The following is a 24,651-nucleotide window of genomic DNA, read 5'->3' on the forward strand; positions in this document are numbered from 1 at the left end:
CGGTCTCGAAAAGCCTTTGTCGCACTGTCTTTTTAGATCCCCTGCACCTCAACGCTCCGGGCAGAGTCCCGGAGCGCCGTGATCGAGCTCCGCGTGAGCCGACCTGCTGGTTCGCCGGCTCTCGGCAGCCTCCTCCTGAGGTAGACGAGGCTGCCGAGGCGTGGAGTCAGTTGCTAGGGCCGTAGGCCATGGTGTTCGCCGGGGTGTTGGTCGTTCGTTCGCACTTCCCGGACTCGACGTCGCAGCGGATCAACGCCGCCTTGCCCGGGATGCCGGCACTGATCAGCACATGGGTGTCGTCCTCCCAGGCGTGGTCATGCATCGGTACGCCGGCGAGGATGCCGAGCGGCGTCTCCTGTTTCGACCCCACTCGCATGGCGACCCGATCGCGCCGCACGTACGTCTCACCGTCAGGGGACAAGAGCCCGCTCCTCCCGCCACTGCTGCCGAACCCGCAGTACTCAGCCGGCGCTGAGTGCTCCTCGTCCAGTCTGACCACGCGCTCGCAATCTTCCGACAGCCACAGCATTCGAGGTGAGCGACTCGTCGGTACGGCGACCACGGCCGGCACGGCTGACGGCTTGCTTCCGGGTTTCCAGAGCGCTGACTGCCACCGGCTTCCCGCACCACTTGTCGTCATCCAGATCCCCAGCTCGTTCCAGCCCTGCAGCCGGCCCTCGAGAACCTCGGTCGACGAGATCTCCTTCCTGGTCGCGAGATCCATCACCGCCACCCGCGTCATCTTGTCCTTCATGTCCGCCGAACTCACGGTCCCGACCCCTTCAGCCTTCTGCTGCCAAGGAGCAGTGCCGTAAGCGAGCTGCTTGCCGTCCGGGGAAAGTGCGGCGCCGCGCGGATCGCCCTTCGCCAGGAAATCGAACTGGCCAGAGCGTTTCAGCAGGCCGAACCCGCCGGGTTCCTCGCCGCGCCACGACACAACGCCGATCAGCCAGCCGTCGGCCACCCGCGCGATTGGCCAGGAGGTCGCGTTGCGGGTGCTGATCTTGGGCAAGGCGACGCGGTGATTCCCGTCGTTGAGATAGCCGTGCTGGAGGTAGGGAACCCGTGGCAGCTCCCCCTGAGGCAACTTCGCCAGCCAGCTGTCGAAAGGAGCGTCTCCCGGCCAAGACCATTCCGGCGGCGGCTTGGTCGCCTGGACGACGACCTCCGCGGAAGGTAACGGCGAGGGGGTGGCGGCTGGATCGGGAGTGCTGGAGTTGAGGATCGCGGCCGGTACGAAGGCGACGAGCACGACGCCGATGGCGGCGAATGCGGATGCCCCGGCAGCGCGACGGCCGCGGCGAATACGGTTGGCCCGGCGGATCGCCGTACGGACCAGGTCGTCGTTCGGGGCGAGTCGATCGGCCTCGGTGGTCAGGACCTGTTTGACGCGATTGTCCAAGGCGTTCATCGCCCCTCCTCTACCAGCTCGAGCATCGAGACCGGGTCGGCCAGCGTTCGACGCAGTTGTTTCAGTGCTCGCGCGCTATGGCTCTTGACCGTGCCGGGCGAACAACCGAGCAGGCGCGCGGTCTCCGCCTCGGAGTAGTCCTCCAGGAAGCGCAAGGCGACCACCGCTCGCTGCCGTGCCGGCAACCGGCGCACCGCCGCCAGTACTCGCGCTCGCTCGTCGATTTCGCCGTATCGGTCGGTCGTCGCGGTGTCCGGTACGACGTCATGCGCCTGCTCGCCGTGCCACGATCGCCGCCGCCACCACGCGGTCGCCGTCCGGACCATGGTCCGGCGGGCGTAGGCGTGCACCGCCTCCCGGTCGTGGATCCGGTGCCAGGCGAGAAATGTCTTGGTCAGGGTGACCTGCAACAAGTCCTCGGCCAGGCCGCGATCCGCCGTCAGGTAGAAGGCAAGCCGCAGGAGGGCGGCCGAATAGGCGTGCACGAAGCCGGTGAATTCCGCCTCGTCACTCATGAATGTCCCGTCGCTCGTCCAGCCCGGCACTCGCCGGGTCAACTCTAGAGAGCGAGCCGGCCAGCAGATCGGTTGTCACGACTTAACAGGTTTTCGGCACCAGGTCGGTCGACCTGCGGTCGCAGCCCGGTACGACGGGGGTCGGACCCCCGTGCGGCTAGGGTCGGGAGGTCGGGTCGATGGCTGGAAAGAGTGTTCGGGTGAGCAATGGTGCGGTGGCGTCGAGAGCACTGACTCAGCGGCTCCCGACCACCACGTGCCGGTCAGCGGAAAACTGGAGTGGGTACGACGAGCACCTCGAAAGGTGGCGCGGCCGACGGGCCCTTGGCGAACTGGGCGTTGACGACCAGCAGGCGGTTGCCGTTAGCAACCAACGTGGTCGGGGTGTCGAAGCGAGGATCGGCGAACGTGCCGAGCAGCATCGCACCACGCGCGTTGTCGGTGAGCTCCAGCGCCGCGAGGAAGAACTCCGCCGTCTGGACGGTCTCCCCACGATTGCATACCCCGATCAACGTTTCGCCAACCAACAGCAGCCCATCCGCGGCGAAATCGCGGGCGATCGCGCTGACCGATCCGTCCGCCAACTCCACGCGCCAGAGGACCTCGGTGCCCTGCGCGGCAACGAGCAGCGCATCGCCGTCGGCCGTGGCCGTGATCCCGTTCAAGTAGGCGTCCGGCCCTGCGTCAACCAGCTCGATCGCCCGAGGGTGCTCATCCCCCAGCAGCTCGAACTCCCAGACAACCGGCTGCGACGAATCCGTCACATACGCGTGATCCCCCACCACCTGCACGTCATTGAGATACCCGTCAACCACACGCTTCGAGATCAACGTCCGCCCGGCCACGTCGTACACGAAGAGCGCGCCGGTCTTCCCGCCGCAAACCACGAGCCGCGAGTCGCCGTACAGGTCCATGCCTAAGGCAACAGTCCTGCCATCCGCCCCCGGAGCCGACCACACCTCGGCAACCCGCTCCGCCAGATCGCACCGGTAGATCGTGCCGTCGGCGCTACTGCCACTGAAGAAGTCGTCGGAGGGCCCGAGCGCAATCCCTTCCGGACGAACCCACTCCCCCGGCAGCACGTACGCGGAGATCTCCATCCCAACCCCTCACGCCGCAGCCGATCCCCGGCCATCCACCCTTCCACAACCAGGGGTCGCCCAACGACTGCCACCTGCCGCGCTCAGCTGCGGGCAGGCGGATCACGGCCCGCGATCTAAGCGGTGCGGGGTTGGGGGAATGATCGGACCTGGCTTGGTACGGCGACGCCGACCAGATCGCCGGGATGAGGTGCGTCGCGGCCGGGGACCCGTGCCACCAAGCGGGTGGTGGTTCCGGTGAGGTCGAGCCGGACCATCGCGTCCGGGCCGTGGTAGGCGACTGAGACGACTCGGGCGGTCAGGCCTGACGGAGCTTCCAGCACGACCTGCTCTGGCCGGATCATGACGAGCACAGACCCGGTCGCCGGTTCGGCGAGGTCGAGTTTGCCCAGGTCACAGTCGGCGACGCGACCGTACGCGAGTCCCGGCAACAGCATCGTATCGCCGAGGAACGCTCCCACCTGGGGCGTGGCCGGGGCGTCGTACACCTCGGAAGGGCTGCCGATCTGTGCGAACCGGCCGTCGAACATGACCGCCACCTGGTCGGCGAACGAGAGCGCCTCGACCTGGTCGTGGGTGACCAGCACGGTGGTGGCACCGCGCTCGGCAAGCGCGTTCAAGGTGGCCTCGCGGGTCGCGGCGCGCAGCGCGGTGTCCAAGGACGAGAAGGGCTCGTCGAGCAGTACGACGGCCGGCTCCCGGGCGAGCGCCCGGGCCAGCGCGACACGTTGTTGCTGGCCGCCGGACAACTCGTCCGGCCGGCGCCGGGCAAGGCTTGGCGACAGACCGACGAGTTCGAGCAGCGCGCCGACCTGGGAAGTGCGGCGACGTTCGGCCCGAGGGAGTCCGAACAAGATATTGCCGGTGACATCCAGATGTGGGAACAACGCGCCGTCCTGGCGGACGTACCCGATCCCCCGGCGTTCCGGCGCGACCAGCAGTTGGGCGTCGGTGAGAATCCGCCCGCCGATCTCGATCCGGCCCTGCGTCGGCCGGACGAATCCAGCCAGGGCCCGCAGCAACGTGGTCTTGCCGCTACCGGACGGTCCTAGTACGGCGGTGGTTCCGCCCGGGCGCACCTGCAGGCTGACGCGGTCGAGCACCGGCGGGCCGCCGTACCCGAAGGTGAGATCGCTGATCGTGATGCCGGCGGCTGTCATCGCTGGTCCATGATCTGCCGGCGGAGCAGCACTGTGAGCGGAACGGACAGGGCGATCATCGCCGCGGCGTACGGTGCACTCGCCACGTAATCCAGCTCATCGCTGGCCGACCAGAACGCGGTCGCCAGCGTTTCGGTCCCGGTCGGGGCGAGCAGGAGGGTTGCGGTCAGCTCGGTGACCGTCGCGAGGAAGACGAGCACGAACCCGGTCAGGGCGGATGGCAGGACCAGCGGCAGCACCACGCGCGCAAACGTACCCGGCCCTGACACGCCCAGCGACCGCGACGCCTCGATCAGCTCGGTCGGCGCTGCCGCCAGGCCGGATCGCCAGGCCACCATCGCCCGGGGCAGGAAGAGGATCATGTACGCCGCCACCGCGAGCGCGGCAGTCTGGTACACGGGCCTGGCCCATTGCACCGCGAGAGTGACCAGCGCCAGGCCTATCACCACACCGGGCAGTGCGCTGGCCACGTAGGTCACCCGCTCCAGCATCACCGCCGGCCGGGACGGGTAGCGGTGCAGCAGCCACGCCGCGGGCAACGCGGCCACAGTGGTGGCCAGCCCGGCCAGCAAAGCGAGACCCAGGGTCGATCCGGTTGCCGCCAGCAGCGATCCGAGGTCCACAGCACTGCCGGCGATCGCGCGCTCCAGCCAGCGCAACACGATCGCGGCGGGCACCATCACCGCCAGCCCGACCAGTGCGGCGAGGGCGCCGAGGGCCGGCACGGTCCACGGGCCGAGCCGGTGTGAGACCGGCCGCTGCCGTACTCCGGGCCCGAGCCGGGCGATCCGCTTCCGGCCACGCAGGGGCACCTCGATGGCGAGCAGGCCCAGGCACAGTACGACCAGCACTGCGGCCAGCAGACTGCCGGCGGCGTTACTGAAGCCGACCGCGAACTGCTGCAGGATCGCCGTCGTAAAGGTCGGGTACCGCATCATCTGCAGCACCCCGAACTCGGCGAGCAGATGCAGGGCCACCAGCAACGCGCCACCGGCGACGGCCGGCCGCAATTGCGGTACCACTACCCGGACAACTGCTCCCGCTCCGGAGACGCCGAGCGAGCGGGCGGCGTCGAGGTGGCCTTGATCGAGCGCGCGGAGCAAGGCGGCTGCCGGGAGGAAGACGAAAGGGAAGTAGGCAAGAGCGGTGACGAACACTGCTCCGCTGAGTCCCTGGACCGATGGCAGCACTGAGGTCCACGCGTAGCTGCTCACGAACGCGGGGATCGCGAGTGGCATCAGTAGCAGCATGCGCCACACACCGGCGCCGGGCAGCGTGGTCCGCTCCACCAGCCAGGCAGCGCCACATCCGAGCACTACGGTGACAGGAACTGTAAGGGCTAGAAGCAGCAGTGTGTTCCGGAGAAGCTCTGCGGTCCTCGGCCGGAACAGGAGCCTAGATGCCTCAGCAGTGCCTGCTGCTGTGGCCTGACCGAATATCACCACCAGCGGCGCTACCAGCAGGACGGCAACCAGTAGGGCGGCCAGAAGTACGAACCGGGGTGTCCGGCCGGTCCGGGCCGGGACGACGACCGTGTCGGCCGTGCGGTCGCCGTCCCCGACGATCGGGTCGGTGGAAAGGTCAGAGGATGCCGGCATCGGTCATCAATCTGCTGACCGCATCGGAGTTCAGGGTGAACGGGTCGACCGGCGGTGCTTGCAGGGTGTTCAGCGCCGGCAGCGCGGGCGCGGACGCGACTCCGGTGCCGACGGCGTACTCCATCGACTGGGAGTCGACGAGCACCTTCTGGCCCGCCGGGCTGGTGATGTAGGCCAAGAACTTGCGTGCCTCGGCCGGCTTCTTCGCCCCGGCCAGTACGGCGCCACCTGACAGCGACACGAACGCGCCGGGATCCTGGTTGCGGAAGTAGTGCAGCTGGGTGTTGCCGCTGCCCTCCTTGGTACCGGCCTGGTCGCGGTACCAGTAGTAGTGGTAGATCACGCCGCAGGGGATCTCGCCGGCGTTGACGGACTTCATCGTGGCGATGTTGTTCTGCAGCGCCCGGGCGTTGGTCTTCAGACCGGCCAGCCACTCGGTGGTCTTCTGCTCTCCCTGACCCGAGAGCATTCCCGCGACGATGGCCTGGAAGTCCGCGCCGCCGGGCGCACAACCCCACCGGTCCTTCCATTCCGGTCCGGCCAGGTCCATCAGCGACTTCGGCAGCTCGGCCTTGGGCAGCTTCGACGGGTTGTAGACCAGCACGGTGGACCGGGCGGCGATGGAAATCCAGGCCTTCGACGACGGGGTGAGGTTGGCCGGCACCTGCGCGCGAGTAGCCGGCTCGACCGGAGCGAGCAACTTGCTGCGCTCGACCAAGGTCATCGCGGGACTGTTCTCGGTAAGGAACACGTCAGCTGTGGACGCGGAGCCCTCGGCCACGAGCTGGTGACCCATCGAGGAGTCGGATCCCTTGCGGACCTGCACCTTGATGCCGGTCGCCTCGGTGAACGCCGCCGCCCAGGCCTTGGTGAGGTTCTCGTGCTGCGCGGAGTACACCTGCAACGAGTCGGCGTCCGCGACGTACTCCCCGTCGGACTTGGACCCGCAGCCCACCAGGCCGATCGTGCCGAGGGCCCCGAGGCCGGTCAGGAATGTGCGTCGACGCATGGTCAAACCTCTCTCACAGAGTGCTTCGCCGTCTTGAGACGACGGATCAAGGCGCCGCCGGTCGGATCCGGCAACGGCAGACGGCGCACCACGTAGGTGCTGAGCGCGCAGAACCCGAGGCCTGCGACGAGTGCAGCGGCAAACTGAACCATAGGAGTATCGAAGAACGCGAACACCTGGAACTGCACCAGGTAGATGTGCAACGAAGCAGCCGCCAGTACGCCGAGCGGCCCGACGAGCAGGCGCGGAACCGGCACGGCCGGCAGGAACGCCAGCAGCAGAAGCCCGATCTGGATGGTCAGATTGCGCTCCCACGAGGGGAAGAAGCCGATCGTCGCCAGCACCGCGACTCCAGCTGCGATCAGCCGGCGTCGTCGGGTGTCCGCGACAGCCATCGCGAGGCCGGCAACGAACAGCCAGGCCACTGTGTGCGGCAGGCCCCGCACCGCCCCGTCCGACAACGCGACCACGAGGTAACGAGGCACCAGCAGCACGGCGAGCGCGACCATCGCCGTACGCCACGGGTCGGCGGAGTACGCATCCCGGACCCGCGGTAAGGCCAGCAGCGCCGTGGTGAGAACCGAAATCATCAACAGCGCTTCCACGAACCAGAAGATGTTGATGTCGCGTGGCCGGACCAGCCAGTGCACAAGCGCCAGATTCGACCAGTGGATGGACCTGAAGCCGACGACCATCACGGCTGCCACGACGACCGCCGGTACGGCGATTCCGATCGCGGCCCGGGCAGTCCGGCGTACCCGATCCGCCGTCTCCGGGGCGATCAGAACGTACCGGGCGAACAAGAATCCGGCGACCGCGAGCAGGATGTGCGCACCGCCGGCGAGGCGGAACAGTCCGACGTGACTGCCACAGATGGTCACCACGGCCACGCCGCGCAGGATCACGGTCGCCTCGACGCGCTGCGTCAGCGCACGCCGGGCGGGCAGCCGCTCTCGGTGCTGGGCGGCGAGCTCGACGAGGTCGCGGACCGGCCGGTGGTGCCAGTCGGGTGGCAGCCGACCGAGCAGGCGGGTCAGCCCGAGGGAGGCCGCGACGTGGTTGAACGAGTCTCCGCCGAGCTCGGCGAACGACCGGTCCGGGTCGATCGCACGGTGACCGACCAACGGTGCGAGGACCTGCGTGACCGCGGCCAGTGCGTCGCCTGTGGTGACCGCCGACGCCGCGATCGCGGCGTCGGCGGCGTGCAATGCGGCGCACGCGCGGCGGTCGTACTTGCCGTTGGGGGTCGTCGGGAAGTCGGCCACCTCGTGCACCGACACCACGGATGCGCCCAGGCCGGCCGCAGACGCCGCCTGGGCGCGAATCGCTGCGGGATCCCGGTCGCTGGTTCGGTAGGTGACCTGCAGTTGTTCGTCGGTACCAGTGACGCAGCACGGGATTCCCGCTCCGTGCAGCGCGCGCTCGACCTGGCCGAGGTCGATCCGGATGCCCATGATCTTCACGTGGTCGGAGCGCCGCCCGACGATCCGGACCAGGCCGTCGGCGTCGATCGTGGCCAGATCGCCGGTACGCAGGTCGGAGTGCATCCGGCCGAGCGCGAGATCGTCGGGGTGTTCCGCGTACCCGAGCATGACGCCGGGACCGGTGAACACCAGTTCACCGACCGGCCCGTCAGCGGGATCGGCGTCGGCGGGCTGCTCGATGCCGGCCACATCCAACCGGAACGCCGAGCCCGCGATCGGCCATCCCACGGCATCCGGGTACTCACCGGCGAGTTCCGGTGGCAGCACAGCCATCCGCGCGGTCGCCTCGGTCTGTCCGTACATGACAGCCAGCCCCCACCCGCCCAGCCGGCCGCGCGCGTCCAGCTCGCGGACCCGTGCGGGCGGCAGCGCGCCACCGGCCTGGGCGAGAAGCCGCAGCGAGGGTAGGTCGTCCAAACATCCCTGTACGTCGAGCAGGTCGACCAGGTGCGGTGTTGCAGGCAGCAAGCTGACGTGGTTCCTGCGCAGCTCGGCAGCGAAAGCCGGGTCAGTCACCGATCCATGCCAAAGTACGGCGGTCGCACCGGCCCGGAGTTGGGCGTTCAGCACCGACAGGCCGAAACAGTAATGCAGCGGCAGCGAGGTGATCGCACAGTCGGCAGGGCTGATCGACAACGCGGCCGCTATCCCGTCCGCGTTGCTGACCAGGTTGGCACGGCTTAGCCGCACCAGCTTGGGCGAGCCAGTGCTGCCGGACGTGCTCAGCAGCAGTGCGAGGTCCGGGTGAAGCTCGTGCTTCGGATCGACGTCGGCAAGGTCGCCGCCGCTCGCACTGGCGAAGGTGCCGTCGTCGCTCGCACTGGCGAAGGTGCCGTCGTCGCTCGCACTGGCGAAGGTGCCGTCGTTGCGCAGCCACAGATCCGGCGGATAAGCAGTTGTGATCGGCACATGCTCGGGCGGCGTGATCAGCGCAACGTGTCCGGCCTTGAGCACGGCAAGGTAGCCGAGCACCAGCTCGCGGCTCGCCTCGAGCGGAATGTGCACGAGTCGGCGTCCGGTACGGAGGGCCGGAAGGCCGGCAGCGAGCGCGTCGACCCGTTCGGTCAGCTCTCCATAGGTCAACGAACCGGCCGCGTCGATCAGGGCGGGCTGGTGGTATTCGGCGGCATCGGATACCAGGTCAGCGCCGGTAGTCGGCCGGGCTTGCGGCAGGAACACAAGGTGAGGCTAACCTAAGAATTCATGACTGCTCAACAACCTGCGGCCGTGACGGTCTTCACCGTGGGCCTGGCCGCGGCAGACGTCGGGTTGCTGGAGCTGCTCGACGAGCGAGAGCGGTGGCGCGTCGGCCGCAGTGCCTCAGAGGCGGATCGCGCCCGGATGATGCTCGGCGCGGCCTTGCTCCGGGCAGCCGCCGGCGCCCAGCTCGGCGTTCCAGCCGCAGGGTTGCGAGTGGACCGCATCTGTGCCGACTGCGGCGGCTGGCACGGACGGCCGACCCTGCCAGGTACCGGCCTCGACGTATCGGTGTCACACAGTGGCAAGGTGGTGACAGTGGCCATCCTCACCGGTGGCGGCCGGGTCGGCGTGGATGTCGAGCGGGTAGCCGACCGGCCGGTGCACGACGTCGTTGCCTGGACAATCGCCGAAGCCCGATTCAAGGCCGGTGGCGGGACCGGCCTATCGGTCCACGAACTCCCTCCACCAGCACCCGGGCACGTTCTGACCGTGGCCACCGACCAGCCCGACGCCGTACTCGAGGTGGTCGACGGCACCCCACTGCTCACCCCTTGGCTGCACCCGACCAAGGGGCCAACTCCGTAGCACCCCTCCCCGTGCCGTACCGCCCGGGATTCAGCCCTCGCAGACGGTCGCAGATGCCGGCGCCCGGGCGCCGGCCGATCACTATGAGCGCGCGGTGAACATGTCAGCGTTGTGTCAGGGCGGTGTCGGGTGAACCGGCCACGGTTGGCGGCATGGAGAACACGCAGAGGCCCACAAAAGCCCGTCCATCACACGCAGTAACAAGGCGGCTGCTGGCCGATCGGCACTCGTTGCCGCTGTCCATCGCTTTGCACCTGGTGCCCGGTGCGCTGATTGTGGCGGTGTATCTGCTGGTCGCCGAACCGTTCGTGCTGGCGGTCGGCTATCCGGTGTTCCTGGGCTGGGCGATCGCCTTGTGTCTGGTCCTCGGGCCGCTGATGGCGGGCTTGTACTGGCTGGGGCGTATTCGCAACGGCCGGTTCTCGTTGCGCGGTGTGCTGCACTACACCGAGAAGCCGTTGCCGAGGGGGAAGCTCGTCGCCATGACCGTCCCCCTGTTCTTGTGGATGATGGTGGTGTCGACCGCGCTGATACCGCTGGACGGCTTCGTCTTCGACCACTTCTTCACCTGGCTCCCGTACGCCGATGCGGGCGGCAGCGCCACCACCTACATCGACGGGTACGGCCGATCGGTCATGCTCACCACGTTGGCGATCTGCCTGCCGCTGACCGGAATCTCGCTTCCGCTCATCGAGGAGTTCTACTTCCGCGGATTCCTCCTGCCCCGCATCGCACACCTGGGCAAAGGGGCGCCGGTACTCAGCACGGTCTTGTTCTCGCTGTACCACTTCTGGGCCCCTTGGACCTTCCTGTCGAAGCTGATCTTCTTCTTCCCCGGGCCATGGTTCGTCTGGAAGAAGAAGGACATCCGGCTGTCGATCGGAATGCACGTCGGAACGACCTTGATCTCGATGGTCGGCGGCATCATCGCGCTGGCACTCAACCTCATCTGATCCCCCAGCCTCACCGGCCATTACGGCTCGAGCGCCACGCTCGTGGAGCATTCACCACGTCGTCACCGCGCGCCCACCAACGGCATCCGGCACGGGATCGGGCTTGTCGTCCTCACCCTTGCCGGCGACCGGATCTCCGCCGTGACCCGTTTCGACAACAGCGTCCTTCCGTGGTTCGGCCTTCCACGCTCCCTGCCCAGCCACTGACTTCTTCCGTGAGTCGTATCCCCACGAGACATGCGAAAGGTAGCCCAGCGGGCATGCCGAGGCGTCAGCAGCAGTTCTGCAGGTACGACTGAAGGTCCGCGAGCGCTGCCGCGCTTCGCCCCTTGTCGGCGCGATAGATGACCGATTTTCCGTCACGACGGGAGGTGACGATCCCTCCGCGGCGCAGGAGGTCTAACTGCTGCGAGGCTGCGGATTGACCAACGCCGGCCTTCTCGGCGACCTCATTGACCGACAATTCGGCACCGTCGGCAAAGAGCAGCATGATCCGCTGTCGGGTGGGACTGGCCAGCGCCTTGAGAAACTCGTGCGTGGCAGGAGCGAGTCCAACCTGACCGCACGCCGGCGCTGAGCACTGCGCCCCACCGGCCGAGACCTCCCGCGCCATTGCCCACTCCTCTCGTCGGCCTCAGCGTAGCCCATATCGCAATATCATCATATTATTGATTGATGATATGTTTCAGCCATGACTCTTCGAACCGACTCTGTGGTGATCATCGGCGGCGGCCAGTCGGGCTTGGCGGGTGCTCAAGCGGCGCGTGATGCGGGTTTGACGCCGATCGTGTTGGAGGCAGGCGATCGCCCGGTGGGCTCATGGCCGTCGTACTACGACTCATTGACGCTGTTCTCCCCCGCGCGTTACAGCGCCTTTCCAGGTACGCCGTTCCCGGGCGCCCCGGACCGGTATCCGTCTCGGGACGAGGTTGTCGCCTATCTGGAGCGGTACGCCGATGGCCTTGGCGTGGAGATCCGGACCAAGACCCGGGCCGTTTCGGTCGCGACCGAAGGTGATGGCTTGCTGGTACGCACCGAGGCAGGTGACTCGATCCGCGCGGGTGCGGTGATCGCCGCATCGGGTTCGTTCACCAATCCCTTTGTCCCGGCGATTCCCGGGGCGGAAAGCTTCACCGGCGAAGTCCTGCATGTGGCCGGATATCGCGATCCGAAGGCGTATGCGGGCAAGCAGGTCGTTGTTGTGGGCGCTGGAAACTCTGCGGTTCAGGTGGCTTACGAGCTGGCTGAGCACGCGGCGGTCACGCTGGCGGTGCGGGCGCCAGTGCAGTTCGTACCGCAGGTTCGAGGCGGTAAGGACCTGCACTTCTGGCTGCATGCGCTGCGCGTGGACCTGCTGCCTCCATCGGTGTTGGCGCGCCTGTTCAGCGGTAAGCCGGTGCTCGACGCAGGCAGGTACGCCGAGGCTTTGGCTGCCGGGCGCTTTGGTCAACGGCCGGTCTTCACCGCATTCACCGAGGATCAGGTGGTGTGGCCTGACGGTGAGCGCCAGCGCGTGGACGTCGTCGTGTTCGCTACCGGATACCGCCCCAATCTGCCGTATCTAGCCGGTCTCGGTGCGTTGACCGAGGACGGCCTGCCGTTGCATCGCCGGGGCTTGTCCACAACCCAGCCCGGACTGGGTTTCCTGGGCCTGGAGTTCCAGCGGTCTTTCTCCTCGAACACGCTGCGGGGTGTGCATCGGGACGCGAAGTTCGTGGTGAAGGCACTAGCCAGGCAGCTTCGCCGGGGCCGGTAGGCGCCGGGTGAGCGCAAGGCAGACGCCGGCCGCGAGGCATGCGCCGGCGACGGTGAGGATGACCGGGCGGTAGCCGACAGACATCGCGAGGAGCGCACCACCCAACGGGGCGGTCGCCTTGGCGACGATCGCCGGAGTGGCAAGTGTCCCGGCGATCGTCGCGTAGCCGGTCGCCCCGTAGCGGTCCAGGAGGATCGCCGGCGTGGCGATCGAAGCCACACCGAACCCGAGTCCGAACAGCACCAAACAGACCACCGCTCCCCCGGCATCCTGTCCTGCGAACGGCAGCACCGCGATCGCGGCACCTTGCACAACGAAGATCCCGGCGGCGATGGTGGCCATCGGCAACAGTCGCAGCGATAACGTCGTGACCACGCGGCCAGTCACGGACAACAGGCCGAGCAGCCCGGCCATCGTGGCGGCCAGCGCGGGCGAATGGCCCAGGCTGGTCAGGTACAGGACAAGGTGAACGGCGATGGTCGCCAAGGCCGCGCCGTGCAGCACGAACGCGGCGGCCAAGAGCCAGAAGCCCGGATCCCGCAATACCCGCCGCGATGCGCCGGCCCTGCGCACGCCGGCGACCTGGCGGCGGGGCGCAGTACGGCGCAGCGCAATCGCGTGCAGGGGAATCGTCGTAACGGCCAGTACTACAGCCAGGATGAGCAGCGCGTCCCGCCAGCCGAACGCGACGACCAGTTGGCCGGTGAGGGGGATGAAGATCGAGCTGGCGAATCCGGCCACCAGCGTGATCCCGAGCAGAGCGTTGGCCCGGCTTGCCGGAGCCGTCACCGCGACGATCACGGCGAAGGCCGGTTCGTACAGCACCATCGCGGACGCGACGCCGATCAAGACGAACGTGCCGTACAGCTCGGCAGTGGTCTGGACCTGGGACCAGGCCAGCACTGCGATCACCCCGAGCACCGATCCGGTCGTCATCAGCGCGTGACCGCCGCGGGCGTCGAGCCAGCGTCCCACCGGCACCGACATCGCAGCCGTGACCAGCACGGCAGTAGTCAGAGCCCCGGCGGCGGTGGCGGTGGAGATGCCGAGGTCACGGCTCATCGAACCAAGGAGTGCGCTGAAGGCGTAGTAGAGCACTCCGTAGCCGGCGGTCTGGGTGATGGCCAGCGCCGCGACCAGGCGCCGGGGCGCGCCGCGACGATCACCGCCCCGGGCCGGTCCGGCCGCAGGAGCGGTGATCGTCGGTCTATCCATCAGTTGCAGCAGCCCGACTGAGTGGCGGCGGGCTTGTCGTCGACGACGGTGAGCAGGCCGCCGCTGATGCCGGTGGCAAGGCCTCGTCCGGACGGTGCGGAAAGCTCAACCGCTTGCGGGGCCGGGCCACAGCAACCACCCGCAGGTTCGTCGGCAGTGCTGTTGTCGGCGAGGTTGGAGGAGCACACCCCGGTCTCGGGCAGATCGAGCTGGACGTCGCGGGCAGCCTCCCAGTCGCCGGCCAACGCGGCCACCACGGATCGCGCCTGCTCGTAGCCGGTCGCCAGCAGGAACGTCGGCGCCCGGCCGTACGACTTCGCGCCGATCGCGTAGTAGCCCGGCTCGGGATGCGCGAGCTCGTCCGCGCCGTGCGGAGGCACAGTTCCGCAGGAGTGCTGGTTCGGATCGATCAACGGCGCGAGTGCACGCGTGGAGCCCAAGATCGGGTCCAGGTCGAGGCGCAGTTCGCCGGCGATGTCCAGATCGGGCCGGAAGCCGGTGGAGTTCACCACGGTGTCGGCGACCACACGTCGCTCCCCCGCGAGCAACTCGATCCGGTTGCCGTCGCTCGGCTGGATCGCTTCGATCCGGAAGCTGCTGACCAGTTCGATCCGGCCGCTCTGCACGAGGTGCTTGAGGCGGGAGCCGAGCGCACCGCGGGCAGGGAGCTCGTCCGCGTCGCCGCCGCCGTACGTACGAGCCTGGTCGGCACCCCGGACCACCCACACGACCTCGGTACCGGGTACCTGTTCGGCCAGGTCTCCGAGGTCGAGCAGCGTCGTGGCGGCCGAGTGGCCCGCCCCGACCACGGCGGTACGGCGGCCGGCGAAGCGCTCCCGGTCACGACCCAGCACGTCGGGCAGCGCGCGCGAGATGTGCTGCGCGGCTTCGGTCTCGCCCCGCGCGGGGATGCCGGATCCACCGAGCACGTTCGGGCGACGCCAGGTCCCGGCCGCGTCGACGACCGCCGAAGCAAGCAGCTCGGAACCGTCGGACAGCCGGATCAGGAACGGCGCATCCTCGCGACCCGCCGTACGAATCCGGTCAAAGCCGACCCGGGTGATCGCCACCACGGCGGCGTCGTACCGGATCTTGCCGCTCAGCTGCGGGGTTTTCGCCAGCGGCGCCAGGTAGGAATCGATCAGGTCCCCACCGGTGGGCAGCACATCGAGATCCGGCTCGGTCCAGCCGCCGGCCTGGTCGAGCAAGCGCCGGGCAGCGGTGTCGATGTCGTAGCGCCACGGGCTGAACAGCTTGACGTGGCGCCATTCGTCGATCGCCGCGGCGACCATCGAACCGGACTCGAGTACGACGAAGTTGCTGCCGCGCTCAGCCAGGTGCGCGGCGGCGGCCAGACCGATGGGACCGGCGCCGATGACCGCGACCGGCAGGTCGGATGAGGTGGAGGTCATGCGATTTCTCCAAGCTGTGCAGGGTTTTTGATAAGTTGGATGACCGTTGCGACGACAAGGTCGACGGCGGCCAGTAGCGTCGCGGGATCCACCCGATCGACGGTTTCGGCGGGTGTTTGATAGCCGGGCATGCCCATGCCGATACCAATCGCGGGCAGTCCCGTGGCGGCGTAGCGCCGGTTGTCCGATGCCATCGCGCCGGCCCGAAGCGGTACGCCGGCACGTCGTCCGGCCTGGTCGAGCGCGGCCAGCAGCGCTTCGGCGGGTCCGCCGGCCTCGACCGCAGCCGCGTCGCCGAGCTGTGCGGCACCGTCGACATTGATCACGAGCGTTCCGGCCGTGAGTTGAGGGGCGTGGTGGGCCGAGCCGCGTGCCCCGGCTTCTTCGCCGTCGAGCAACGCGACGGCGAGGCCGGCACCAGTCGGCATAGCGCTGGACAGCAACCGCGCCGCTTCGAGTACGACGGCGACGCCGGACGCGTTGTCAGCAGCCGCGGGGAACCGCACCTCCGGGTCATCGCCGACACCATCGAAATGCGCCGTCAGCAGCACCGACGGACAGCCCGGCGCCGGTTCGCTCAGTACGCCGTACACGTTGATCCCAGTCGTGCTGATGGTCCTCATTGGAACGAAGGCCGTCAGCGTCTCCCCGGCGTGGTCGGCCAGTTCGGCGTGCAGGTCGCCGCGTACTGACACGATCGCGACCTGACCCATCGGAGGGCCGGCGATCATCTTCGGCATCCAGCCCGCTTCATCGACGCCTCGCGGCACCAGCAGACCAGCGGCATCCTCGGCGAGCGCTCGCGCCACCGCCTGCTGATCGGCCGCTGCGACCACGATCCAGCCATCGCGCCACGTATCGGCATCAGCGGCCACAAGACGTCCCCGGCGCGCTGTGGTGATTTCGGCGGAGCTGAGCTGCTCCGCGAAATCCCGGCGATGCGTCAAGTTGCGCTGCCCGATGGTCAGGACCGGGGTGGACAGCAACTCCTTGACGCCGTCCACCTCGAACCCGTCGAGCCGCGCCGTCGCTCCCAGCAGGCTGAGACGCGTGGCCAGCCACTGTGCAGCGGCCCTGCCGCCGGGGGTACCGACCCGGCGGCCCTGATACCGCTCCGACGCAAGCTCTCGAACGGTCTGCAGCAGTTCGTCGACCGAAGCGCCGCTGCGGGTCGAGTCGACCGAAGCGCCGCTGCGGGTCGAGTCGACCGAAGCGCCGCTGCGGGTCGATACGGCCTGAGCCGTGATCGGCCCGGGCGACGCGGTGCTCATCCGCAGCACCCACCGGCAGCGGCAGGCTCGACGGCCTGGCCGACCGGAGCTTCACCGCAGCACGAACTCGCAGCAACCGCCGTGTCGGTTCCGCAGCAACCGGACGCTTGCGGGGCCTCGCTACCAGCCTGGCTGCTCGGCGTGCTGCCGCAACAGCTGCCCGCCGCCGGCGGGGTGAACGCGGCCGCCGGGTCGCCGGCGAAGCCGCCGGTGCTGGTCGTGATTTCAGTACTCATGGTCGATCCTTCGGGTCGGGCGAGCAGCGGATCAGTGCGGATACGGGGTTCTCCCCCGCCTGCCGTCGAATTCGAACGGCCGGCACTAAGTTGACGTTCATCTAAACAGCGATCCCCACCTTGCATCTTGGTTAGACAGAAGTCAAGATAGACGCATGTCGAAACAAGACGTCCATCTGACACGTGGCGGTGGCTGCTGTACGCCGATCTCGGTCGCGGCCCTCGACGAGGCCGAAGCCGGCGTTGGCGCGGCCGTGTTCAAGGCGCTGTCGGACCCGATCCGCCTCCGGCTGATGTCCATCATCGCCTCGGCCGGCGCGGAGGTCTGCGTCTGCGACATCACGCCACACTTCAACGTGTCCGGTCCGACCATCTCCCACCACCTCCGCGTCCTGCGCGAGGCCGGGCTGGTCGACTGCGAACGCCGTGGCACCTGGGTCTACTACTGGCCCGTCCCTGACCGCTTGCGCTGGATCTCGGCTCTGCTGTCGGTGCCCGAGGACGTCGTACTCGCGCACTGACACCCAAGCCCACCGCACGCTTCATCACCGCCCGATCAGGGAGATATCGTCATGCCCCCAACCGCCGAAGAGCTCTCGTTGCTCGATACCGACACCGTGCTCGGTCGTGCCGCCGAACGGCTGGCCGGCAAGTACACCGGCGTCTTCAACGCTGAAACGATCGAACGCGTCGTGCACGAGTCCTACGTGGCGCTGTACCGGACCGCCAGCATCCAGCGGCACCTTCCCGCTCTGGCCGAACACTTCGCCGGTGACCGATTGGCCGCGCTGGCCCATGCCAAAGGCGCGATCGTCAGCCCTGTCCCGCAGGTGCTGTTCCTGTGCGTCGCAAACGCAGGCCGCTCCCAAATGGCCGCGGCTCTCCTGGCGCACCACGCCGCCGGCACGGTCGCGGTCCGCTCGGCCGGATCCCACCCGGCCGCCGACGTGGAGACACCGGTCGCCGCCGCGATGGCCGAGCTCGGCCTCGACCTGAATCAGGCCTATCCGAAACCACTGACCGATGACGTCGTTCGCGCAGCCGACGTGGTGGTCACGATGGGATGCGGTGACGCCTGCCCGGTCTTGCCCGGCAAGCGGTACCACGACTGGGCGATCGACGACCCCGCCGGGCGGAGCCCCGCAGAGGTCCGCCGGATCCGCGACGACATCGACACTCGCGTTCGCGCTCTACTCGCCGAACTCGTCGACCAGCACGCAGGAGCCATCGCGTGAACGACACCACCACCACACCGGGCGACGTGGCCGTCGTCGCGAAGCTGTCGTTCCTCGACCGGTTCCTGGCCGTCTGGATCATCGCCGCCATGGCACTCGGTCTGGTCCTCGGACGACTCATCCCGAGTCTGGACGACGCACTCGACTCGGTCAAAGTCGGGTCGGTGAGCCTGCCGATCGCGATCGGGCTGCTACTGATGATGTACCCGGTGCTGGCCAAGGTCCGCTATACCGAGACCAGCCGTGTCACCGGCGACCGCAAACTCCTGATCGCCTCACTGGTCCTGAACTGGGTACTCGGGCCGGCACTGATGTTCGCCCTCGCCTGGCTGCTGCTCCCGGATCTGCCCGAGTACCGCACCGGCCTGATCATCGTCGGCCTCGCACGGTGTATCGCCATGGTGCTGATCTGGAACGACCTGTCCTGTGGTGACCGTGAAGCTGCCGCAGTTCTGGTCGCGATCAACTCCGTCTTTCAGATCGTGGCCTTCGCCGCACTCGGCTGGTTCTACCTGCAACTGCTGCCGGGCTGGCTTGGTCTTGCGACGACCAGTGCGGAGTTCTCCATCGGGGCGATCGCCATCAGCGTGCTGGTGTTCCTCGGCATCCCGCTGGTCGCCGGATACCTCACTCGCACCATCGGGGAGAAGACACGCGGCCGCGATTGGTACGAAAGCTCGCTCCTGCCGAAGATCGGCCCGGTCGCGCTGTACGGACTGCTGTTCACCATCGTCATGCTGTTCGCCCTGCAAGGCGACGCGATCACCAGCCAGCCACTGGACGTGGTCAGGATCGCCCTGCCCCTGCTGGCGTACTTCATCATCATGTTCGGCGGATCGTTTGCCCTGGGCTACCAGTTGCGCCTGGGCTATGCCAAGACCGCGACCCTGGCGTTCACCGCCGCGGGCAACAACTTCGAGCTCGCCATCGCCGTCGCGATCGGCACCTTCGGCGTCACTTCCGGCCAGGCCCTCGCCGGCGTCGTCGGCCCTCTCATCGAGGTCCCCGTGCTCGTCGCTCTGGTCTACGCCTCACTGTGGGCCAAGCGCCGCTTCTATCCCGACACCATCAGCTGAGCATCAACCCCTGCGAGGAGCATCGATATGCCTGAGTCCACCCCTGAAGTTCTGTTCGTCTGCGTCCACAACGCAGGTCGTTCCCAGATGGCCGCCGGACTGCTCGACCACCACGCCGCCGGTCGCGTCGTCGTACGGTCCGCCGGATCTCAGCCGGCCGATCAGCTCAACCCGGCTGTGGTCGAGGCGATGGCCGAGATCGGGATCGACATCTCCAAGGAGTTCCCCAAGCCGCTGACCGAGGACGCCGTCAAGGCCTCCGACGTGGTCATCACCATGGGCTGCGGCGACGAGTGCCCGTACTTCCCGGGCAAGCAGTACCTCGACTGGAAACTCGAAGACCCGGCCGGGCAGGGCATCGACGCCGTACGGCCGATCCGCGACGAGATCGACGCCCGCGTTCGCGCGCTGCTCGCCGAGCTGCTGCCCGGCGACAAGGCAAGCGACTGACCTTGTCCGACCCGCACCCGGTCGCTGACCCTGACGCCAGCCACGTCAGGGTCTGCGTCATCGGCGGTGGCCAGGCCGGATTGGCCACCGGCTTCTACCTGCGACGCGCGGGCCTCGTTCCCGGCGTCGACTTCGTCATCCTCGACGCGGCAGAGCAACCTGGCGGCGCCTGGGCTCAGATGTGGCCGAGCCTTCGCACCTTCTCGCCCACCCGGTACTCCTCACTACCGGGCTGGATGATGCCGACCTGGACCGAGGACTCCGGCTATCCGCTGGCCGCGCACGTCGCGGACTACCTCAGCGCTTACGAACGGCGGTACGAGCTCGCCGTACGCCGTCCTGTCCGGGTGGCCGGCGTGAGCAGAGCAGACCAAGGCCTACTGGTTCGCACCGACCACGGAAACTGGCTGGCCGATCAAGTCGTCTCCGCGACCGGGACCTGGTCACGGCCTTTCATACCCACCTATCCGGGCCAATTCGCCGGTCAGCAATTGCACACCGCCCAGTACCGCCAGGCGGCCGACTTCAGCGGCCGGCGGGTCCTGGTGGTCGGTGGCGGCAACTCCGCCGCACAGATCCTTGCCGAGGTCTCGCGCGTCGCCGACACCACCTGGGTCACCCCTCGCCCGCCACGCTTCCTGCCCGACGACGTCGACGGACACGCGCTGTTCCAGCTCGCCACCAACCGCCGCCGCGCCCACGACTCCGGACATCCAGACACCGGCGGAGTTGCCGGCCTCGGCGACATCGTCATGGTCGACAGCGTTCGCGACGCCCGCGACCGGGGCGTTCTGCACGCCCGCGACCCGTTCGAACGGCTCACCCGATCCGGGGTCCGGTGGACCAATGGTGATCACGTCGAGCTCGACGTGATCATCTGGTGCACCGGCTTCCGGCCGGCCCTTCACCACCTCGCGCCCCTCAGATTGCGGGGCCCGGCTGGCCTCATCCCCACCCACGGAACCCAAGCCGTGCAAGAGCCTCGGCTGCATTTGGTCGGCTACGGCGACTGGACCGGCCCGGCCTCGGCAACCCTGATCGGCGTCGGTCGCACCGCGCGCGACCTAGCCACCGCCCTCACACAATCCAGCGCACAGTTCCCGATCCGCCGAGAATCACGCGGCGCATGACCCCGTCACGGGACGGGAACGTCCCGGTGCGTCTGCGCTGTTGCCCGCGGCGGTGTGGTTGTTGGTGACGACCGTCGCACTGGTGGAGAACGGGTCTCCGGCGGTCAGCGCGGGCAGCGTTTGCACCTGATCTCCAACCCACATCACCGGACCGAGCTCGGCGTCGAATCCGGCCACCGTCGCTGTTCACGTCCTGCGCGACCGCGTCCGCACCGCCCGGAGCAGCGAGCACCGTCACCTCGCCGTCATGCCACGCCAACGGGCGCGTTCCGCCGTCCGCATCAACGCCGTGACCGGCGACCTGCGACAAGCATCGAGTACGACGCACCGACCACACCATTTTCCCCACCCTCTCAACGACGAAGGCGCGACGCTGACGGGTCAGGTATGGGTGTGACGCGGGCGGTGCGCCCGGAGTCATTGAGGGTGACGGGGGACGCGAAACCCGATGATGAGGAGAATTCGTGAGAACGAGGCTACGAAGGCTGGGGCAGGGTGCGCTCGCGTTCGCCACGGTGGCGGCGGCGCTGACCGGGCTGACCGGTACGGCGGCGAGCTCAGCGCAGCCGGACGCGGTACGGCCCGCTGACCAGGGTGCGACGCGAGGCGCAGGCCAGGATGCGCCGCGGGGCGGGGGCCCGGGGGTGGTGGGTGCGAGCCGATTGGACCAGACGATCACGTTGATCTCGGGCGATCGAGTCGCACTGCGCGGGGCGAAGACGCCCGTCGCGCAAGCGGGGCCGGGACGCGCCGGCATGGGGTTCCACATCTCCAAGGTCGGCGGTGACACCTTTGTGCTGCCGTACGACGCGGCGGCCCTGGTTGCCGCAGGCCGGGTCGACCGGCGGCTGTTCAACGTGACCAAGCTGGCCGAGTTCGGGTACGACGACCGCTCGCGCGCGGACATCCCGCTGATCGTTGCCGGGGGCACCGAGAAGGTCCGGGCGTTGCAAGCCGACGGGAAGGCGCGCGAGCTCAAGAGCGCAGGAGCAGTCGCGCTTCGCAAACCGAAGGTCGAGGCGGCGGCCTTCTGGAAGCTCGTTCGCGGCGACGGGAAGAGCGCGCTGGCGGCCGGGGTGAACAAAGTCTGGCTCGACGGCAAGGTACGAGCCACACTCGACCAGAGCGTCCCACAGATCGGGGCACCGGCCGCTTGGCAGGGCGGGCACACCGGTGCCGGCACGAAGGTGGCCGTTCTCGATACAGGTATCGACACCACCCACGCCGACCTTTCGGATGCCGTCGTCCAGCAGCAGGATTTCACCGGCAGCGAGTACGGCGCGGACGACCGCTCGGGCCACGGGACGCATGTCGCGTCCACCATCACCGGCCGCGGTGGCAGCCACCAGGGCGTCGCGCCCGGCACCGAGTTGCTCAACGGCAAGGTGCTGGGCGACGACGGATCCGGCTCCGAGTCCGCCGTACTGGCCGGCATGGAATGGGCCGTCGCGCACGGCGCGGACGTGGTGAACATGAGCCTCAGCTCGAGCGACCCCGGCAACGGGTCGACCCCACTGGAACAAGCGGTCGACCGGCTCACGGCCGAGACCGGCGCGCTGTTCGTCGTTGCTGCGGGCAACGAAGGCCCGGGCAGCCAGACGATCGGCAGCCCGGCATCCGCCGATTCAGCGCTGGCGGTCGGGGCGGTCGACCGGTCGGACCAGCTGGCGCCGTTCTCGTCTCGCGGTCCGCGCCGCGGCGATGGAGCGATCAAGCCCGACCTCACCGCGCCGGGCGTCGGGATCGTGGCGGCCCGGGCTCAGCATGCGACGATCGGCGATCCGGTCGGCACCGGCTACTCACGGTTGAGCGGTACGTCGATGGCCGCGCCGCACGTCGCGGGCGCCGCCGCGATCCTGGCCGGGCAGCATCCCGACTGGACCCCCGGACAACTGAAGGCCGCGCTGATGGGCAGTGCCGAGCCGACTCCCGGCCTCACGGTCTACCAGCAAGGGGCGGGGCGGGTCGATGTCGCGCGGGCCACGAGACAGCAAGTTCATCCGGAGGCCGGCAGCCTGGACCTAGGTACGGCGCTTTGGCCACATCACGATGATCAACCGGTGACACGCACGGTCACCTATCGCAATGATGGCGATGAACCGATCACCTTGACGTTGTCGACCGACGTCCAGGGTCCTCTGGGCGTTCCAGCTCCCGCGGGGATGTTCACGATCTCGGCTCGCACTTTGATCGTTCCGGCGCATGGATCAGCCTCGACCGAACTGACCGCGAAGCCCGCGATCGATGGCCCCGATGGGAATTACAAAGGCGCGGTCGTCGCCACGGCCGGAACCACTCGTGTCCGTACGATCATCGCTCTCCACCGTGAGGTCGAAAGCTATGACGTGACTGTGAAAACGGTGGACTGGAACGGTCGGCCTTCCCGGCCGGACTACTTCCTCATCGTCAACGTGGAGAGGCCTGGCTTTTCCTTGCTGAATTACCCGGAGGACACAGCCGTCGTGCGGTTGCCGGCCGGCCGGTACTACTACGATTCGTTCCTCTACCGGATCAATAGCGAAGCGCCTTTCAGCTACAGCGCGGCGTATTTCATCGAACCGGAGATCGTTGTATCGAGCAACCAGACGCTGAGTCTGGACGCCCGGGACGCGGTACCGATCGGCTTCCGCACCGAACACCGGGAAGCAGCACTGGGTGGACACGAGATCGCCAGTTGGCGCGACACGCCATACGCGGGAGACGACTCCGTCGGCTTCGTTGCCGGCGGCACCGAGCTGTTTCCGATCCTGGAGGACATCCGGATCCGGCCGTCGCGCACGTCGGCGCCGGGCCGGTACCACTTCGACTTGGCGGGCCTTCTCGCCAGATTGGACGGGAAGGGCGGCTACACCGGCAGCCCGTACCAGTACCACTTGAAGTGGTCCGAGGACGGGAAGGTGCCGGCGACGCTGAATCGCCGGTTCAGTGACGGCGATCTCGCCGAGCTGCGGACCAGGATCGCCGCGCAGGTGCCGGGCGGCGTCGCCGAGAAGGACTGGATCGCGGCCACCGCGACACCTGGAACGATCGTTGAGCGGTATTCGCCGGGCTTCGAGTTCTGGCCCGCCAACGTCACCCAGTGGTCCGACAAGGAGAACGACGCGGTGGTCTCGAGCCAGGTGGCCATCGCTCCCCGGGTGTTCGCGAACGCGGGTCCGGTGGGAATCGAGCGATGGAACGTTGGGCCGTTCGTGCCCCGGCAGGACCCGGACAACTGCTCGTGCCGGGCAGGCGATGAACTGACGGTCAGTCTGAAGCCGTACTCCGGCCAGAACCTCGACCACGTGGGTGATTCGACCGCCACTTCGGAGGGCGCCAGACTGTTGCGCGATGGCGTGGAGGTCGCCTCGTCGTCCTCGGCCGGGTTCTTGGCCGCCGAGGTACCGGCCGGGCAGGCGACGTACCGGCTGGAAACTAAGGCGGCGCGTACCAACTCGCCGTTCACCTCGCGGCAATCCGCCGCCTGGACCTTCCGGTCGGGAACGACCACCGAGGCGACGCCGTTGCCGCTGATGATCATGCGGTTCGCGCCGAAGCTGGATGACTTGAATCAGGCTCCGGCCGGTGGGCCGTACGCCGTGCCCGTCACGATTCACGTCCAGAACGGTGCCGCCCGCGGCACGCTCACCTCGCTGAAGGTCGACGCCTCCTACGACGGCGGAGTGACGTGGCGACCGGCGAAAATGGTGGGACAGACCGCATTGGTCGAGCATCCCCGCCAAGCCGCATTCGTGTCCCTACGGGCCACGGCTGCCGATTCCAGCGGGAACAAGGCCGAACTTACGGTGATCTCCGCCTACCGTCTCCGCTGATGATGCCCGCCGGGTCCGGTCGTACGACGGGCCCGGCGGGACT

Annotated in this window: 22 protein-coding genes; 9 read left to right on the plus strand and 13 right to left on the minus strand. The window is 68.2% G+C overall.

The annotated features are described in order from the left end of the window. Positions 1-166: 166 nt before the first annotated feature. The 7 genes from ACFFGN_RS04610 to ACFFGN_RS04640 all read right to left on the minus strand — a co-directional run bounded on the left by ACFFGN_RS04610 (position 167) and on the right by ACFFGN_RS04640 (position 9,456). A complete protein-coding gene (locus tag ACFFGN_RS04610; protein WP_380044032.1) occupies positions 167-1,411 on the minus strand; it encodes a hypothetical protein in 1,245 nt (414 codons plus the stop codon). Next, on the minus strand, positions 1,408-1,926 hold the full coding sequence (locus ACFFGN_RS04615) for a SigE family RNA polymerase sigma factor (RefSeq protein ID WP_380044033.1): 519 nt from the start codon (positions 1,924-1,926) through the stop codon (positions 1,408-1,410). Before ACFFGN_RS04615 ends, ACFFGN_RS04610 begins: the two co-directional genes overlap by 4 nt. A 263-nt stretch (positions 1,927-2,189) precedes the next feature. Beyond that, entirely contained in the window at positions 2,190-3,026 is an 837-nt protein-coding gene (locus tag ACFFGN_RS04620; RefSeq protein ID WP_380044034.1) for an SMP-30/gluconolactonase/LRE family protein, read from the minus strand. Between the two features lie 116 nt (positions 3,027-3,142). Next, positions 3,143-4,186: an ABC transporter ATP-binding protein gene (locus ACFFGN_RS04625; RefSeq protein WP_380044035.1), complete on the minus strand. Its 1,044-nt coding sequence runs from the start codon at positions 4,184-4,186 to the stop codon at positions 3,143-3,145. Further along, complete coding sequence (locus tag ACFFGN_RS04630) at positions 4,183-5,784, minus strand: ABC transporter permease (RefSeq protein WP_380044036.1); 1,602 nt, start codon at positions 5,782-5,784, stop codon at positions 4,183-4,185. The genes ACFFGN_RS04625 and ACFFGN_RS04630 overlap by 4 nt, the downstream gene beginning before the upstream one ends. Beyond that, positions 5,768-6,793, minus strand: coding sequence for an iron ABC transporter substrate-binding protein (locus ACFFGN_RS04635; RefSeq protein WP_380044037.1), 1,026 nt, complete (start codon positions 6,791-6,793; stop codon positions 5,768-5,770). Before ACFFGN_RS04635 ends, ACFFGN_RS04630 begins: the two co-directional genes overlap by 17 nt. Positions 6,794-6,795: 2 nt before the next feature. Beyond that, positions 6,796-9,456 carry an AMP-binding protein gene (locus tag ACFFGN_RS04640; RefSeq protein ID WP_380044038.1) on the minus strand — a complete coding sequence of 887 codons (2,661 nt, stop codon included), beginning with the start codon at positions 9,454-9,456 and terminating at the stop codon, positions 6,796-6,798. A 24-nt stretch (positions 9,457-9,480) separates the two neighbouring features. Here ACFFGN_RS04640 and ACFFGN_RS04645 point away from each other — a divergent pair, with 24 nt between their 5' ends. Together ACFFGN_RS04645 and ACFFGN_RS04650 are read left to right on the plus strand one after the other, a co-directional pair. Beyond that, on the plus strand, positions 9,481-10,062 hold the full coding sequence (locus tag ACFFGN_RS04645; protein WP_380044039.1) for a 4'-phosphopantetheinyl transferase family protein: 582 nt from the start codon (positions 9,481-9,483) through the stop codon (positions 10,060-10,062). Positions 10,063-10,214: 152 nt separating this feature from the next. Beyond that, positions 10,215-11,015, plus strand: coding sequence for a CPBP family intramembrane glutamic endopeptidase (locus ACFFGN_RS04650; protein ID WP_380044040.1), 801 nt, complete (start codon positions 10,215-10,217; stop codon positions 11,013-11,015). Between the two features lie 51 nt (positions 11,016-11,066). Here ACFFGN_RS04650 and ACFFGN_RS04655 read toward each other — a convergent pair whose 3' ends face one another. Together ACFFGN_RS04655 and ACFFGN_RS04660 are read right to left on the minus strand one after the other, a co-directional pair. Beyond that, positions 11,067-11,219 (minus strand): hypothetical protein, encoded by a 153-nt coding sequence (locus ACFFGN_RS04655; RefSeq protein WP_380044041.1) that lies wholly within the window; start codon positions 11,217-11,219, stop codon positions 11,067-11,069. 67 nt (positions 11,220-11,286) lie between these two features. Continuing rightward, positions 11,287-11,628, minus strand: a complete 342-nt coding sequence (locus ACFFGN_RS04660) for an ArsR/SmtB family transcription factor (protein WP_380044042.1) — start codon at positions 11,626-11,628, stop codon at positions 11,287-11,289. A 78-nt stretch (positions 11,629-11,706) separates the two neighbouring features. On the opposite strand from ACFFGN_RS04660, the gene ACFFGN_RS04665 reads away from it, so the two are divergent. Further along, complete coding sequence (locus ACFFGN_RS04665; RefSeq protein WP_380044043.1) at positions 11,707-12,771, plus strand: flavin-containing monooxygenase; 1,065 nt, start codon at positions 11,707-11,709, stop codon at positions 12,769-12,771. Here the strand turns inward: ACFFGN_RS04665 and ACFFGN_RS04670 are convergent. From ACFFGN_RS04670 to ACFFGN_RS04685, 4 genes are read right to left on the minus strand one after another with little or no spacing between them, the layout of a single operon-like run. After that, positions 12,742-13,986, minus strand: coding sequence for an MFS transporter (locus ACFFGN_RS04670; RefSeq protein WP_380044044.1), 1,245 nt, complete (start codon positions 13,984-13,986; stop codon positions 12,742-12,744). The genes ACFFGN_RS04665 and ACFFGN_RS04670 overlap by 30 nt on opposite strands. Continuing rightward, complete coding sequence (locus ACFFGN_RS04675; protein ID WP_380044045.1) at positions 13,986-15,398, minus strand: FAD-dependent oxidoreductase; 1,413 nt, start codon at positions 15,396-15,398, stop codon at positions 13,986-13,988. The genes ACFFGN_RS04670 and ACFFGN_RS04675 overlap by 1 nt, the downstream gene beginning before the upstream one ends. Continuing rightward, a complete protein-coding gene (locus tag ACFFGN_RS04680; protein ID WP_380044046.1) occupies positions 15,395-16,669 on the minus strand; it encodes a M28 family metallopeptidase in 1,275 nt (424 codons plus the stop codon). The genes ACFFGN_RS04675 and ACFFGN_RS04680 overlap by 4 nt, the downstream gene beginning before the upstream one ends. Beyond that, positions 16,666-16,905, minus strand: a complete 240-nt coding sequence (locus ACFFGN_RS04685; RefSeq protein WP_380044047.1) for a hypothetical protein — start codon at positions 16,903-16,905, stop codon at positions 16,666-16,668. Before ACFFGN_RS04685 ends, ACFFGN_RS04680 begins: the two co-directional genes overlap by 4 nt. Before the next feature lie 155 nt (positions 16,906-17,060). Between ACFFGN_RS04685 and ACFFGN_RS04690 the strand changes: the two genes are divergently transcribed. The 6 genes from ACFFGN_RS04690 to ACFFGN_RS04715 all read left to right on the plus strand — a co-directional run bounded on the left by ACFFGN_RS04690 (position 17,061) and on the right by ACFFGN_RS04715 (position 24,608). Next, entirely contained in the window at positions 17,061-17,426 is a 366-nt protein-coding gene (locus ACFFGN_RS04690; protein ID WP_380044048.1) for an ArsR/SmtB family transcription factor, read from the plus strand. Between the two features lie 51 nt (positions 17,427-17,477). Further along, positions 17,478-18,140: an arsenate reductase/protein-tyrosine-phosphatase family protein gene (locus ACFFGN_RS04695; protein WP_380044049.1), complete on the plus strand. Its 663-nt coding sequence runs from the start codon at positions 17,478-17,480 to the stop codon at positions 18,138-18,140. Further along, positions 18,137-19,216, plus strand: a complete 1,080-nt coding sequence (gene arsB, locus ACFFGN_RS04700) for an ACR3 family arsenite efflux transporter (protein ID WP_380044050.1) — start codon at positions 18,137-18,139, stop codon at positions 19,214-19,216. Before ACFFGN_RS04695 ends, arsB begins: the two co-directional genes overlap by 4 nt. Before the next feature lie 27 nt (positions 19,217-19,243). After that, the gene (locus ACFFGN_RS04705) at positions 19,244-19,666 is read left to right on the plus strand and encodes an arsenate reductase ArsC (RefSeq protein WP_380044051.1); all 423 of its coding nucleotides are present in this window, start codon (positions 19,244-19,246) and stop codon (positions 19,664-19,666) included. A 2-nt stretch (positions 19,667-19,668) separates the two neighbouring features. Then, positions 19,669-20,796 carry an ArsO family NAD(P)H-dependent flavin-containing monooxygenase gene (locus tag ACFFGN_RS04710; RefSeq protein ID WP_380044052.1) on the plus strand — a complete coding sequence of 376 codons (1,128 nt, stop codon included), beginning with the start codon at positions 19,669-19,671 and terminating at the stop codon, positions 20,794-20,796. Between the two features lie 464 nt (positions 20,797-21,260). Further along, complete coding sequence (locus tag ACFFGN_RS04715) at positions 21,261-24,608, plus strand: S8 family serine peptidase (RefSeq protein ID WP_380044053.1); 3,348 nt, start codon at positions 21,261-21,263, stop codon at positions 24,606-24,608. Positions 24,609-24,651: the final 43 nt, after the last annotated feature.

The organism is Kribbella deserti (assembly GCF_042434725.1).
Lineage (GTDB): Bacteria > Actinomycetota > Actinomycetes > Propionibacteriales > Kribbellaceae > Kribbella > Kribbella deserti.